This is a genomic window from uncultured Amnibacterium sp. (assembly GCF_964245895.1).
In the GTDB taxonomy this organism is placed as follows: Bacteria; Actinomycetota; Actinomycetes; order Actinomycetales; family Microbacteriaceae; genus Amnibacterium.
The window spans coordinates 1-14,539 of record NZ_CAXTOQ010000004.1; the positions used below are offsets into that span (position 1 = coordinate 1).

Here is a 14,539-nt window from a genome sequence, read left to right on the forward strand (position 1 = left end):
GTTCGGCGGCCTGGACGTGCTCGTCAACAACGTGGGCGACGTCTCCAGCGAGCAGATGTCGTGGCGCGACCTGACCCAGGAGGCGCTCGACGCCGTGGTCGACGTCGACGTCAAGGGCACGCTGCTGATGACGCACGAGTTCGGCGAGCGGATGCTCGAGCAGGGCCACGGCAGCATCGTCAACGTCGGCTCGACCGTGATCGTGCGGGGCTCGCCCCGCGCCCCCCAGTACGCCGCGGCGAAGTACGCGATCCTCGGCATCACGAAGTCCTACGCGAAGGTGCTCGCCCCGGCCGTCCGCGTGAACACCTTCGCCCCGGGCTTCATGGAGACCGAGCGGCTGCTGAACCGCGCCGACTGGAAGAGCGGCCGCCGCGAGGTGCTGCTGTCCCAGACCCCGATGGGCGTCATCCCGCCGCCCGAGTTCGTCGCGGGCACCTGCTTGTGGCTCGCGACCGACGAGGCCGCGCATCTGACCGGCTCGTACATGCTCGCCGACGGCGGGTTCAACATGGTCGGCGCGTAGGCGCCGGGAAGGATCGACATGAAGCTCATCACCTTCGACGCCGGCCGCGTGGGCCGCCTGGAGGGGGACGACGTCATCGAGCTCGACGTGCCGTCGACCCGCGAGTGGTTCGAGCGCGGCGGCGACGTCCGCGAGACGGGGGAGCGCCTGCAGCTGGCCGACGTGCGTCTGCGCTCCCCCATCCAGCCGAAGAAGTTCTTCCACACGGCGGGCAACTTCGCCTCCCACCACGAGGAGCTGACGGCGGTCAACTGGTCGCACCCGGTGCACAAGGGCATCGTGTTCTTCCAGAACGTCGACGCCGTGATCGGGCCGGACGACGACATCGTCTACCCCGCCAACCTCACGAACGAGCTGGACTACGAGCTGGAGCTCGCCGTCGTGATCGGCAAGAAGGGCAAGTTCTTCGGGCCGGACGAGGCGGAGTCGTACATCGCCGGCTACACGGTGTTCAACGACATCACCGCGCGCGACATCCAGCGCCGCGAGATGAAGTCGGGCGTCTTCTCGTTCAGCAAGGGCATCGACACGTTCTGCCCGATCGGCCCGTGGATCGTCACGGCCGACGAGATCGACGACGCCCAGAACCTGTCCATGGAGCTGCGGGTGAACGGCGAGGTCCGCCAGACCGGCAACACCAACGACATGAAGCTGACGCTGCCGCAGCTGGTCGCCTTCCACTCCCCGCAGGGCTACAGCGCGGGGGACCTGCTGACCACCGGCACGGTGTCGGGCGTCGCGGCGATCCAGCCGAACCCCTTCGACTTCTACCTGCAGCCCGGCGACGTCGTCGAGGCGGAGGTGCAGGGCGTCGGCGTGCTGCGCAACCGCGTCGTGTCGTGGCAGGACGCCTACGGCACGGAGGAGCCGAAGCCCGCCGTCTCGGTCGAGGGATGACGCGCCGCGCGCCGCGATCCCGGGCGACTTCGGACATTCCGGGCGTGTTTTCGCGCCCGGAACGTCCGAACCCGCCCGGGCTCGGCGGGGGAGCGGCCCGATGAGGCTCGCGAACGTCGACGGCCGCGCCGTGCTCGTGACGGAGGAGGGCGCGGGCGCCGACGTCGCCACGGCGAGCGACGGCCGGTTCGGGCCCGACCCGCAGGCGGTGCTCGCGGACTGGGCGGCCTTCACGGAGTGGGCGGCGACGGCCGCTCCGGCCGCGGACGTGCGCTTCACGACCGAGCAGCTGGGCCCGCCCGTCCCGCGCCCGCCGCAGGTGTTCGCGATCGGCATCAACTACCGGGAGCACGCCGACGAGGCCGGCTACCCGCCCGACTCCGCGCCCGTCACGTTCACGAAGTTCCCGACCTGCCTCACCGGGCCGGACGCGGTCGTGGCGCTGCCGACGGACACCGTCGACTGGGAGGTGGAGCTGGTCGTCGTGATCGGCCGGGAGGCGCGCGCCGTCACCCGGGAGGCGGCGTGGGACCACGTCGCCGGGCTCACGATCGGCCAGGACCTGTCCGAGCGCACCGCGCAGCTGGAGGGCGGCCGCCCGCAGTTCAGCCTCGCGAAGTCGCACGAGGGCTTCGGGCCGACCGGGCCGTACCTCGTCACGCCGGACGAGGTGCCCGACCCGGACGACCTCGCGATCTCCTGCCGGCTCGGGGACGAGTCCCTGCAGTCCAGCCGCACCTCGCGCATGATCTACGACGTGCCCGAGCTGCTGGTGCGGCTGTCCGCGGTCTGCGCGCTGCTGCCGGGCGACCTGATCTTCACCGGCACCCCCTCCGGCATCGGCAACGCCCGCACGCCGAAGCGCTTCCTGCGCGCCGGCGACGTGCTGGTCAGCGAGATCGAGGGGCTCGGCTCGATCCGGACGCGCTTCCGCGACTGAGTCCCGGCCCCGGGGGAGGGCACGGCTACGGCTCGAGGAGGCGGAGGAACTCCTGGACGTGGTGCTCCACGTCCAGCTCGCCGTCGTAGAGCCCCAGCGCCTGGATGCCGCTGATGAGCGCGAGCAGCTGCATCGCCGCGATCGCGGGATCCACGTCCGCGCGGATGCGGCCGTCCCGCTGCTGCGCCGCGAGGGCGGGCGTCACCTCGGCGACGAAGTCCTCCTGGCGGTCCTTGATGAAGCGATGAGCGGGGTGGGCGGGATCGATCCCCTCCGCCGTCAGCACCGTGTCGAGATGGACGATCCCGGGGACGGCCGCGTTCCGGCGCATCATCACGCGCGCGATCGACGCCACGTCCGCGTCGGCCCCGACCGCCTTCCGCGCGGCGCGGTCCAGCTCGACGCGGCGCTCCAGCACCCGCTGGTACAGCACCTCCTTCGAACCGAAGTGGTGGATGAGGCTCAGGTGCCCGGTGCCCGCTCGCTCGGCGATCGCGCGCAGGGTGGTCCGGCCGAAGCCCTGCTCCGCGAAGACCTCCATCGCCGCGGCCAGCAGCTGCTCGCGACGGCGCTCGCCGTTCGCGTAGCGAGCGCGGGCCGTGCCGGGGGCCGGGCTGGGCAGCGCGGTCGTGGTGGTCTCCATCCGGCCATCCTGCCGTGCCCGCTCCGCGCAGCGGAAGCCTCAACTTTCGACAAATGAAAGTAATACTCATTGGTTGAACTTTGTGGTAGAACGATTCAAGCGTCGGCACCGGACCGACCACGAGGCAAAGGTGCACGTGCAGATGAAGACCCTCCCGCGGACCACTCGCCGCTCGACGCGGCGTCCGCTCGTGGCCGCAGCCGCCGTCGGCGTCGCCCTCTCCCTCGCGCTCGCCGGCTGCAGCAGCGGCGGCGCCGGCGGGGGCTCGAAGGACTCGTCGACGCTGACCTTCGGCGTGAACGCCGACAACGCGCCGAACGGCTACGACCCGCTGCTCTACTCGCAGGGGCAGTCGACCTTCTTCAACGGCATCTACGACTCGCTCTTCGTCACGGACAAGACCGGCCAGGCGCAGCCGAGCCTCGTGTCCAGCGCGACGACGAGCGCTGACAAGCTGACGCTGACGCTGAAGCTGCGCTCCGGCGTCGCCTTCACGGACGGATCGAAGCTGACCTCGGCGGTCGTCAAGGACAACCTGGACCGCCGCTCCGACAAGACGCTCGTCGCCTACGGCGCGCTGGCCGCGGGCGGCGCGGCCGAGATCAAGTCCATCGCCACCCCGGACGACTCCACCGTCGCGATCACCTGGGCGAAGCCGCAGGCGACCGGGCAGAACAACCTGACGGACGAGGCCGGCATCATCGTCGGCCCGAAGGGGCTCGCGGACGCGGCGTCGCTGAAGACGACGCCGGACGGCTCCGGCCCGTACACGCTCGACACGGCCAAGACGACGAAGAGCAGCACCTACACGCTCGTGAAGAACACGAAGTCGTGGCACGCGAAGGACTACCCGTTCAGCACCGTCGTGTTCAAGGTGATCACGAACACGCAGACGCTGGCGAACGCGGTCGTCTCGGGCCAGGTCGACGTGGCCGGCCAGCTGGACGCCTCCACGGTCGACCTCGTGAAGTCCCGCCAGAAGGTCGCTCAGAACGGCGGCACGATCGTCGGCTTCCCGGTCGCGGACAAGCTGGGCAAGACGAACAAGGCGTTCGCGAAGGTGGAGGTGCGGCAGGCGCTGAACTACGGCACCGACCGCGACGCGCTCGTGAAGGACCTGCACCCGACCGCGAAGGCGACCGCGCAGCTGTTCCCCTCCGAGGCGCCGGGCTTCGACGCCGCGCTCAACACGAAGTACGCCTACGACCCGGCCAAGGCGAAGCAGCTGCTCGCCTCCGCCGGCTACCCCGACGGCTTCTCGATCGACCTGGTCGTGCTCGGTCAGCCGACCGACGACGAGATCGCGGTCCAGAAGCAGTGGCAGAAGATCGGCGTGAAGCTGAACTTCAAGATCGTCACCTCCACGGACGCGGCCTTCGCGGCGGTCAGCACCACGCCGCTGCTCTTCGGGCCGTTCGGGGTGGGGGGCCAGCCCGCCGGCTTCGTCGCCGGTGTGGTGTACGGCGGGTTCATGAACCTGCAGCAGGCGAAGGACCCGAACATCGAGAAGCCGCTCGGCGCCGCGCTCGGCGCGACCGGCGACGCGCAGGCCGCCGCCCTCACGCAGCTGAACGCCGCGATCACCGACGACGGCTGGTACATCCCGCTCTACGAGAGCTACATCACCTACGGCTACAACGCCGAGAAGGTGAACGAGCCGGTGTACTCGGGGACGAACGGCTACCTGCTGCTCTCCCAGATCACGCCCGCGAAGTAGCCGGCGTCCTCCTCCGGCCCGTACGGCCGGAGGAGGACGACCTCGGTCCGATCCCGTCTTCGAGGAGGAAGCATGGGTCTGTACATCGCGCGCCGGCTGGCGTTCGCGATCGTGACGGTGCTCGCCGCGGTGCTGATCAGCTTCCTGCTGGTGCACGCGGCCGGCGGCAGCCCCGGGGCGGTCGTGCTCGGGCCGTCCGGGACCGCGGCGGAGATCGCGGCGAAGAACCGCGAGCTCGGCTGGGACCGGCCGCTGCCGGTGCAGTTCCTCGACTACCTGGCGCACCTGGTCCGCGGCGACCTCGGCACCTCGCTGATCGACGGGCACTCGATCGCGGACGACATGGCGGCGCGGCTGCCGGTCACCGGCGCGATCGCCCTGTTCGCCACGATCCTCTCGGGCGTCCTCGGCGTGCTGCTCGGCGTCACCGCGGCCGTCCGCGGCGGCCGGGTCAGCCGCCTGATCAACGCGGGCAGCGGCGTCGTGCTCTCCCTGCCGCCGTTCTGGGTCGGCATCCTGCTCGTGTTCGTCTTCGCCATCCAGCTGGCCGTGCTGCCCGCCACCGGCTACGTCGCCTTCACCGACGACGTCGGCGGCTGGGCCGCGAGCCTCGTGCTGCCGGTCGCGGCGCTGACGCTCGGCGGCGCGGCGATCATCGCCCGCACGGCCTGCGCCGGCATGCGGGCGGCGCTGAACCAGGAGCACATCCGCACCCTGCGGGCGCTCGGCACCGCGACCTGGCGCATCCGGTACATCCACGCGCTGCGGCTCGCGAGCCTGCCGGTCGTGTCCGTGCTCGGCATCCAGTTCATCTCGCTGTTCGGCGGGTCGGTCATCGTCGAGACGCTGTTCGCCCTGCCGGGGCTCGGGCAGGCCAGCCAGGCCGCCGTCTCCTCCCACGACTTCCCGTCGCTGATCGCCGTCGTGATCGTCGCGACGGTCGTGGTCGTCGTCATCAACCTGCTGCTGGACCTCGTGATCGCCGCCCTCGACCCGAAGCTGAGGAACGCATGACCGCCACCGTGCCGATCCACCCGGCGCCGGACGACCCGATCCCGCCCGCCTCGCCCGGCGGAGGGCCGCAGGTCGCCGTCACCGCGCGCCGCCGCCGCGGGCTGCCCGCTGCCCTGCGCCGGCCGGGCGGCATCGCGGGTGCCGCCTGGCTGGTCGCCGTCCTCCTGCTCTCCTTCACCGCGCCGCTGTGGCGGCCGTACGCCGTCGACGACCAGGACCTCGCCCACCGGCTCGAGCTGCCGTCCGCGGCGCACTGGCTCGGCACCGACAAGCTGGGCCGCGACCTGCTGTCCCGGCTGTTCACCGCGGGCGCCGAGCCGCTGCTCGCCTCCGCGCTCATGGTGCTGGTGGCGTTCGCGATCGGGGTGCCGCTCGCGCTGCTCGCCGCCGAGCGCGGGCGGCTCACCGAGAAGGCCGTCAGCCGGTCGACGGAGGTGCTGCTCGCGCTGCCGGGCACGATCATCCTGCTCGCCGTCATCGGCGTGATCGGCCCGCAGACCTACCTCGTGATGATCGTGCTCGGCATCCTGATCTCCGCGGCCGTCTACCGGATCATGCTCGGCGTCGCCCAGTCCGTGCGGCAGCGGCTGTACGTCGACGCGGCCCGCGTGAACGGGCTCGCGTCCGTGCGGGTGAACCTCGTGCACGTGCTGCCCGCGATGGGCACCGTGATCGCCGTCCAGGCGGCGCAGCTGTTCGGCATCGGCCTGCTCGTCGTCTCCGGCCTCGCCTTCCTCGGCTTCGGCCCGGCCGAGCCGCAGCCCAGCTGGGGCGTCATGATCAACGACGCCTCCGGCCACGTCTACGACGACCCGTGGCTGATGGTGCCGTCCGGCCTGATCCTCGCGCTGACCGTCGTGGCGGCGAACGCGCTCGCCGACGCGATCGCCGGGCCGCGGGAGCGGGAGGCGAAGCCGGTGCGGCGCCGCGCGGTCGCCTCCGCCGCCGCCCCGGCCGACGCCGCCGCGGTGCTGGAGGTGCAGGACCTCGGCGTCTCGGTCGACGGCGGGCCCGCGCTCGTGACCGGGGTCTCCTTCGCGCTGCGGCCGGGCCAGGTGCTGGGGCTCGTCGGGGAGTCCGGCTGCGGCAAGACCATGACCGCGCGCTCGCTGCTGGGCCTGCTGCCCGACGGCGTCGGGGTGTCGAGCGGCGCGATCCTCTGGCGCGGACGCGACCTGGTCGGCCTGTCGGAGCGGGAGCTGAACGGGATCCGCGGCCGGGAGATCGCGATGATCTCGCAGGAGCCGATGGTCGCGCTCGACCCGGTGTTCTCGATCGCGTACCAGCTGATCGGCCCGATCCGGCGCTTCCGGAAGGTGAACCGGCGGCAGGCCCGCGACATCGCCAGGCAGCTGCTGGGGCAGGTCGGCATCGTCGACGCCGACCGGGTGCTCGCCAGCTACGCCCACCAGCTGTCCGGCGGGATGGCGCAGCGCGTCGCGATCGCGCTCGCGCTCACCGGGGAGCCGCAGCTGCTGGTCGCGGACGAGCCGACGACCGCGCTCGACGTGACCGTGCAGGCGGAGATCCTCAGCCTGCTGCGCGCGCTGGTGCGCGAGCAGGGCCTCGCGATGGTGCTGGTCAGCCACGACCTCGGCGTCGTCGCGGACATCTGCGACGAGATGGCGGTGATGTACGCGGGCGAGGTCGTCGAGTCCGGGTCGACCGCGGAGGCGCTCGGCGACGCCGAGCACCCGTACACGATGGCGCTGCTCGGCGCGAACCCCCACCTGCCCGAGGGGGAGCCGGTGCCGCTGCGCCTCGCCTCCATCCCCGGCACCGTCCCGTCGCCCGGCTCCTGGCCGGCCGGGTGCCGGTTCGCCAGCCGCTGCCGGTTCGCGCAGGCGCGGTGCCGCGTCCCGTTCGAGCCGCTGCCCGCGCACGGCGACGGCATCGTGCGCTGCATCCGGGTGCCCGAGCTGGTCCGGGCCGGCGCCGCCTGGACCGCGGAGGAGCCCGGCGCCGAGACCGTCGTCGTCGAGGGAGCAGCATGACCGCCGTCGCCCCGTCCACCTCCGTCGTCCCGCAGGACGGCCTGGCCGCCCTGGAGGTGCGCGACCTCGTCGTCCGTTACGGCTCGGGCCGGAAGGCGCGGCAGGCGCCGCCCGCGATCGACGGCGTCAGCTTCAGGGTCGCGCCGGGGGAGACCCTCGGCCTGGTCGGCGAGTCCGGCTCGGGCAAGTCGACGATCGGCAAGGCCGTGCTCGGGCTGCAGCCGCCCACCTCCGGCACGGTGCTGCTGCACGGGCGCGACATCACGAAGGCCTCGCTGAAGGAGCGCCGCACCCTCGCGGTGGACCTGCGCGTCGTGTTCCAGGACCCGTACTCCTCCCTGAACCCGGCCAGGTCCATCGGGCAGACGCTCGCCGAACCGTTGCGGCTGCTCGGCGCGAGCGCGGCGGAGGCGCGGCGGCGCGCGGGCGCGGGCCTCGAGTCCGTGGGGCTGCCGGCCGACGTGATCGACCGGTTCCCCTCCCAGTTCTCGGGCGGGCAGCGGCAGCGCATCGCGATCGCCCGCGCGCTCGTCTGCGACCCGAAGGTGGTCGTGCTCGACGAGCCGGTCAGCGCGCTCGACCTGTCGACCCAGGCGACGGTGCTCAACCTGCTCGCCGACCTGCGGGACGAGCGCGGGCTCGCGTTCCTGTTCATCGCGCACGACCTGGGCGTCGTGCGGTTCCTCGCGCAGCGGACCGTCGTGCTGTACCGCGGGCAGGTGATGGAGGAGGGGCCGGTCGCCGCGGTGAACGAGCACCCGAACCACCCCTACACGGTCGCGCTGACGATGGCCGCGCCGGTGCCGCGGCCGGCGGAGCAGCTCGCGCGCCGGACCGCGCGGGAGTCGCTCGGGATCGGGTCCGCGGGAGCGGCGCAGCCCGCCGCGACCGGCTGCCCCTTCGTGCCGCGCTGCCCGCTCGCGACCGAGATCTGCAGCGCCGAGCGCCCACCCCTCCGCGACGTCGCGGGCACGCGCAGCGCATGCCACCACCCCACGGAAGCAGCCGCCCTGTGACCGGTCGCCGCCGCTCGGACCGCGGACTTGCCACTTTCTGCGGGTCCGGCGGCGTGTCGGGTGCAAGAAGTGGCAACTCCGCGTTCGTCCGGGCGCACGAAGGGATCGCATGTCCGAAGTGACCATGACCGCCGTGACGGTCGAGCACCACCGGGAGCCGTTCGGGATCGGGGAGGCGCGGCCGCGGCTCTCCTGGACGACCGCGACGGAGGCGCCGGACTGGCGGCAGGCGGCCTACGAGCTCGAGATCACGCCCGACGGCGGCGAGCCCTGGTCCTCCGGCCGCGTCGACTCCGACGAGTCGGTGCTGGTCGCGTGGGTGGCGCCGCCGCTCGCCAGCCGCGAGCGCCGGTCGATCCGCGTGCGCGTATGGGGCGACGGCGGGGCCTCCGGCTGGAGCGACCCGACCGTCGTCGAGGCGGGGCTGCTCGAACCGGCGGACTGGACCGCGCAGCTGATCCAGCCGGTGCTGCCCGAGGGCGTCGATGAGCCGGTGGTGCAGCTGCGCCGCGAGTTCGAGCTCGGAGGCGAGGTCGTGCGTGCCCGCCTCCACGTGACGGCGCACGGGGTCGTCGAGGTCGCGCTGAACGGGACCGTCGTCGGCGACGAGGTGCTGGCCCCCGGCTGGACCAGCTACCGGCACCGCCTGCGCTACCGCACCCACGACGTCACCGCGCTGCTCGTCGACGGCCCCAACGCGATCGGCGCGGAGCTGGCCGACGGCTGGTTCCGCGGGTACGTCGGCTTCACCGGCACGCGGGCCCACTACGGCGACCGCACCGGGCTGCTGCTGCAGCTCGAGATCGACCACGCCGACGGCACGCGCACCACCGTCGGCAGCGACGGCTCGTGGCGCTCCGCGACCGGCGCCACCGTGAGCGCCGGCCTCTACAGCGGCGAGACGTTCGACGCCCGGCTGGAGGCGCCCGGCTGGGCGCGCGCCGGCTTCGACGCCGCGGCCTGGGCGCCCGTCGAGGTCGCCCCCTTCGATCCGACCGTGCTCGTCGCCCCGACCGGCCCGCCCGTGCGGCGCACGCAGCTCGTGTTGGCGCAGCGGGTGCTCGCCTCCCCGTCGGGCGCGACCCTCGTCGACTTCGGCCAGAACCTGGTCGGCCGCATCCGCTTCGCGCTGCCCGACGGGCCCGCGGGCACCCGGATCACGATCCGGCACGCGGAGGTGCTGGAGCACGGCGAGCTCGGCACCCGGCCGCTGCGCGCCGCCCGCGCGACGGACACCGTGATCCTCGACGGACGCGGTCCCCGCGTCTGGGAGCCGCGGTTCACCTTCCACGGCTTCCGCTACGCCGAGGTGACCGGGTGGCCGGGCGGCCCGGCGCCCGCCGACCTCACCGCGGTCGTGATCCACACCGACCTCGAACGGACCGGCACCTTCGCGTGCTCCGACCCGGAGGTGGAGCGGCTGCACGAGAACGTCGTGTGGGGCATGCGCGGGAACTTCCTCGACGTGCCCACGGACTGCCCACAGCGCGACGAGCGGCTCGGCTGGACCGGCGACCTGCAGGTCTTCGCGCCCACCGCCTCCTTCCTGTATGCCACCGCAGGCATGCTGCGGTCGTGGCTGGCGGACCTCGCGGTCGAGCAGGCGGACGCGGGCGGGAACGTGCCGATCTACGTGCCGTTCCTGCCCCTGCTGCCGTTCGAGCCGGGGGCGGAGGTGGGCTGGGGCGACGCCGCCGTCGTCGTGCCGTGGGTGCTGTTCCAGCGGTTCGGCGACGTCGCCGTCCTCGAGGCCCAGTGGCGGAGCATGACCGACTGGATCGACGTCTTCGCCGCGCGAGCCGGCGCCGACCTCGACTTCCCCGGCGGCGGCTTCTCGTTCGGGGACTGGCTCGACCCGATCGCGCCGCCCGAGAACCCGGGCGCGGCTCGGGTGCCGTGGCAGGCGGTCGCGACGGCGTACCTGTCGCGTTCGGCGCGGATCGTCGCGGACGCCGCGGCGGTGCTCGGCCGCGACGGCGCGCGGTTCGCCCACCTCGCCGACCGCGCCGCCGAGCGGTTCCGCCGCGAGTACGTGACCCCGAACGGCCGCGTCGCGTACCCCTCCCAGACCGCCTACGCGCTCGCGCTCGAGTTCGGGCTGGTCGACGAGGCGCAGCGCGCGGAGACCGGCCGGCTGCTGGCCGAGCAGGTCGCCGCCGACGGGTTCCGCATCGGCACCGGCTTCCTCGGCACCCCGGTCGTCGCCGACGCGCTGACCGGCACCGGATCGGTTGCGGCGGCCTACGCCCTCCTGCTGCAGCGGGAGCAGCCGTCGTGGCTGTACCCGGTGACGATGGGCGCGACGACGGTCTGGGAGCGGTGGGACTCGATGCTGCCCGACGGCACCATCAACCCCGGCGACATGACCTCGTTCAACCACTACGCGTACGGCGCGGTGGCGGACTGGCTGCACCGCGTCGTCGCCGGGCTGGCGCCCGCGGAGCCCGGGTACCGGCGCATCCGGATCGCCCCGCGCCCGGGTCCGGGCATCACCGCGGCGAGCGCGGCGCACCAGACGCCGTACGGCCGCGCCGCCGTGTCGTGGACGGTGGAGGCGGACGCCTTCGCGCTCGACGTGGTCGTGCCGCCGAACGCCTCCGCCGAGGTCCTGCTGCCGACGGGCGAGGCACCGATCCTCGTGGGATCCGGTCGCCACCGGTACGAGCGCACCATCGCCGTGCCGGCCGCGGTGCAGGCGCCTGCGCTGCACTGGAGCCCCGACGCATGACCACCGAAGGAGCCCGGATGACCCCCTACGACGTCCCGCTCGAGGCGGCCGGATTCACGTTCCGCGTCCGGGTCTACCCCGCCGCCGAGCCGACCGGCGCGGTCGTCGTCTGGCTGCACGGCGGGGCGTTCATGTTCGGCTCGATCGAGATGCCGGAGGCGGACGAGGTCGCGAAGCGGTTCGGGGACCACGGGGTCACGGCGGTGTCGGTCGACTACACGCTCGCCCCGCTCGACGCGCTGCCCGACCTCGACACCGCGGACGCGCCGGAGGGCATGCCGTCCGCGGAGCAGATCCAGGCCGAGATCGCCGCCGCCGGGCCCCGGGCCCGGTTCCCGGTCGCGTCGCTGCAGAGCGTCGCCGCGTTCGACTGGGCGGTCGCGTACGCCGCGTCCTTCGGCGGCGACCCCGCGCGGGTCGGGCTGGGCGGGGCGAGTGCCGGCGGCAACCTCGCCGCCGGGGCCGCGGTGCGCCTCCGGAACCGCGGTGGCGCGTCGCCCGCCGCCCTGCTGCTCGCCTACCCGGTGCTGCACTCGCAGCTGCCGCCCGCGGGGGAGGAGCTGGCGGCGCTGCTCGTCGGCCTGCCGGCGATGCTCACCTTCCCGCCGGAGCAGACCCGCGCCTTCAACCGGAACTCCGTCGGGGACGAGGCGCTGCTCGCCGATCCGACCGCCTTCCCGGCGGGGCACGACCAGCGGGGCCTGCCGCCGACCGTGATCGTGACCGCCGAGCGGGACCGCCTGCGCACCTCCGCAGAGGCGTGGGCCGCCGAGCTCGCGCTCGCCGGCGTCGACGTCGCCATCCGCACGGAGCGCGCGGCGCTGCACGGATTCCTCAACGAGGTCGGCGACGCCGCCGCGCTGCGGACCGTCGCGCGCTTCGCCGCCGCCCTCTGAACCACCTCCCCGGCGCACCCGCGCCACGAACCACCAGGAGCCCCGCATGACCACCCGAACCGTTCCCGCCGACTTCCTCTGGGGCGTCGCCACCGCCGGCCACCAGAACGAGGGCGACAACACCGCCAGCGACACCTGGTTCCTCGAGCACGTCACCCCGAGCGTGTTCCGCGAGCCGTCCGGGAAGGCCGCGAACGGCTGGCAGCTGTGGGAGTCCGACCTCGACCTCGTGGCCGGGATGGGGCTGAACGCGTACCGCTTCTCGGTCGAGTGGGCGCGCATCGAGCCGGAGGAGGGGCGCTTCGACGCAGCCGCGCTCGACCACTACGAGGCGCTGGTCGACGGCTGCGTCGCCCGCGGCCTCGCCCCGGTGGTGACGTTCAGCCACTTCACCGCGCCGCACTGGTTCGCGCAGCAGGCCTCCTGGCTCGACGAGGGCGCGGCCGCGCGCTTCGCGCGGTTCTGCGACGTCGTGATGGAGCGCTTCGGCGACCGCATCGCGCTCGCCGTGACCTTCAACGAGCCGAACCTGCCGCGGCTGCTCTCCTGGGTGCTGCCGCAGCCGGCGATCGACCTGCAGCGCGCGACCCTCGCCGCCGCCTCCGAGGCCGCCGGGGTCGAGCGGTACCGCGCAGGCAACGTCGTGGCGCCGGAGGACTTCGACGCGATGGAGGCGGGCCTCACCCGCGCGCACCTCGCCGGGAAGGCCGCGATCAAGGCGCGGCGCCCGGATCTGCCGGTAGGGCTCTCGATCGCGGTGATCGACGACGTCGCCGCCGGCGACCCCACGGTCCGCGACCGCAAGCGCGCCGAGTGCTACCAGCACTGGCTCGAGCTGGCGCGGGACGACGACTTCGTCGGCGTGCAGAACTACGAGCGCATCCACTACGGGCCGGACGGCGCGCTGCCGGTGGCGGAGGGATCGGTGCTGAACGAGATGGGCTCCGCGGTCGACCCGGCGTCGCTCGGCGGCGCGGTCCGCTACACCTTCGAGGTCGCGCAGGTGCCGGTGCTCGTCACCGAGCACGGCGTCGCGACGGACGACGACGCGGTGCGCCTCGGCGTGCTCGAGCCGGCCCTGGAAGGGCTGCTCGACGCGATCGACGACGGCGTGCCGGTGCTCGGCTACTGCCACTGGACGCTGATGGACAACTTCGAGTGGATCTCGGGCTTCCACAGCTTCCTCGGTCTGCACGCGGTCGACCGGACGACCTTCGCGCGCACCGCGAAGCCGAGCGCGGGGGAGTATTCGCGGCTGGTGCGGGCGCTGTCGGCATGAGCCCGGGCCCGCAGTGCCGGGTGGTGCTCGACAACGACTGGGCGGGCGACCCCGACGGGCTCGTGGCGCTGGCTCACCACCTCCTGTCGCCGACCAACCGGGTCGACCTGGTCACGAGCTCGTTCCTGAACCCGGTGTTCGAGCCGCTCGGCACCGGTGCCCGGCGCGGGGCCGAGCTCGCTCGGGACCTGCTCGGGCTGATCGGCGCATCGGAGGACATCCCGGTCCTCGCGGGCGCCGAGCGGCCGCTCCAGGACGCGGAGGCGCCCGGCGCCGCTGCGCTCGCGATCGTGGCGGAGGCCCGGCGGGACGACCCGCTGCCGCTGATGGTGGTGTGCGGCGGGCCGTTGACGAACATCGCTCAGGCGCTGCGGCTGGCGCCGGACGTCGTCGACCGCCTCACGCTCGTCTGGGTCGGCGGCACGCTCGCGGCGGACGCGTGGGAGTACAACCGGGAGACCGACCGCGCAGCCGCCGACGAGGTGCTCGCGCGGCCGGGGCTCCGCCTCCGCTCGTTCCCGCTCGAGGCATACGAGCGGTGCGCGGTCTCGCGGGCCGAGCTGGAGCACGATCTGGGCGGCTCCGGGGTCGTCGGCCGGTGGCTGTGGGACCGGTTCGTCACGCTCCCGATCCCCGAGGGCATGCCGGTCGGAGGCACGTGGGCGCTGGGCGACAGCCCGCCGATCCTGCTCACCGCGCTCACCGACGCGTCGAGCACGTTCGAGGCGCGGCCCTCGCCCGGCGAGCACCGGGTGTGCACGCAGGTCGACCTGCGCCTCGTCCTCGGCGACCTGCTCGCCCGCCTCCGCCTCCATGAGGCCGCACGGCGCGAGCAGCGCGAGCACTTGAGCAGGAAGAACGACGTTCGGCAGGAAGAATCGGGCTAGTT

At 73.5% G+C, this 14,539-nt stretch carries 12 protein-coding genes; 11 read left to right on the forward strand and 1 reads right to left on the reverse strand.

The window, feature by feature from the left end; genetic code table 11:
- From ACFE60_RS01325 to ACFE60_RS01335, 3 genes are all read left to right on the forward strand, one after another.
- A partial coding sequence (locus ACFE60_RS01325) for an SDR family NAD(P)-dependent oxidoreductase (RefSeq protein WP_375387030.1) occupies positions 1–526 on the forward strand: 526 nt, incomplete at its 5' end.
- 18 nt (positions 527–544) lie between these two features.
- Entirely contained in the window at positions 545–1,423 is an 879-nt protein-coding gene (locus tag ACFE60_RS01330) for a fumarylacetoacetate hydrolase family protein (protein ID WP_375387031.1), read from the forward strand.
- Positions 1,424–1,523: 100 nt separating this feature from the next.
- Positions 1,524–2,363 (forward strand): fumarylacetoacetate hydrolase family protein, encoded by an 840-nt coding sequence (locus ACFE60_RS01335; protein WP_375387032.1) that lies wholly within the window; start codon positions 1,524–1,526, stop codon positions 2,361–2,363.
- Positions 2,364–2,388: 25 nt separating this feature from the next.
- Here ACFE60_RS01335 and ACFE60_RS01340 read toward each other — a convergent pair whose 3' ends face one another.
- A complete protein-coding gene (locus ACFE60_RS01340) occupies positions 2,389–3,006 on the reverse strand; it encodes a TetR/AcrR family transcriptional regulator (RefSeq protein ID WP_375387033.1) in 618 nt (205 codons plus the stop codon).
- 142 nt (positions 3,007–3,148) lie between these two features.
- Between ACFE60_RS01340 and ACFE60_RS01345 the strand changes: the two genes are divergently transcribed.
- The 8 genes from ACFE60_RS01345 (at position 3,149) to ACFE60_RS01380 (ending at position 14,537) form a co-directional block, all read left to right on the forward strand.
- Positions 3,149–4,723, forward strand: a complete 1,575-nt coding sequence (locus ACFE60_RS01345; protein ID WP_375387034.1) for an ABC transporter substrate-binding protein — start codon at positions 3,149–3,151, stop codon at positions 4,721–4,723.
- Between the two features lie 72 nt (positions 4,724–4,795).
- Positions 4,796–5,737: an ABC transporter permease gene (locus tag ACFE60_RS01350; protein ID WP_375387035.1), complete on the forward strand. Its 942-nt coding sequence runs from the start codon at positions 4,796–4,798 to the stop codon at positions 5,735–5,737.
- Positions 5,734–7,731 (forward strand): dipeptide/oligopeptide/nickel ABC transporter permease/ATP-binding protein, encoded by a 1,998-nt coding sequence (locus tag ACFE60_RS01355; protein ID WP_375387036.1) that lies wholly within the window; start codon positions 5,734–5,736, stop codon positions 7,729–7,731. The genes ACFE60_RS01350 and ACFE60_RS01355 overlap by 4 nt, the downstream gene beginning before the upstream one ends.
- The gene (locus tag ACFE60_RS01360) at positions 7,728–8,747 is read left to right on the forward strand and encodes an oligopeptide/dipeptide ABC transporter ATP-binding protein (RefSeq protein WP_375387037.1); all 1,020 of its coding nucleotides are present in this window, start codon (positions 7,728–7,730) and stop codon (positions 8,745–8,747) included. Before ACFE60_RS01355 ends, ACFE60_RS01360 begins: the two co-directional genes overlap by 4 nt.
- 109 nt (positions 8,748–8,856) lie before the next feature.
- The gene (locus ACFE60_RS01365) at positions 8,857–11,475 is read left to right on the forward strand and encodes a glycoside hydrolase family 78 protein (RefSeq protein WP_375387038.1); all 2,619 of its coding nucleotides are present in this window, start codon (positions 8,857–8,859) and stop codon (positions 11,473–11,475) included.
- A gap of 17 nt (positions 11,476–11,492) precedes the next feature.
- A complete protein-coding gene (locus ACFE60_RS01370; RefSeq protein ID WP_375387039.1) occupies positions 11,493–12,371 on the forward strand; it encodes an alpha/beta hydrolase fold domain-containing protein in 879 nt (292 codons plus the stop codon).
- Positions 12,372–12,417: 46 nt separating this feature from the next.
- Complete coding sequence (locus ACFE60_RS01375; protein WP_375387040.1) at positions 12,418–13,650, forward strand: family 1 glycosylhydrolase; 1,233 nt, start codon at positions 12,418–12,420, stop codon at positions 13,648–13,650.
- On the forward strand, positions 13,647–14,537 hold the full coding sequence (locus ACFE60_RS01380) for a nucleoside hydrolase (RefSeq protein WP_375387041.1): 891 nt from the start codon (positions 13,647–13,649) through the stop codon (positions 14,535–14,537). The genes ACFE60_RS01375 and ACFE60_RS01380 overlap by 4 nt, the downstream gene beginning before the upstream one ends.
- Positions 14,538–14,539 lie beyond the last annotated feature (2 nt).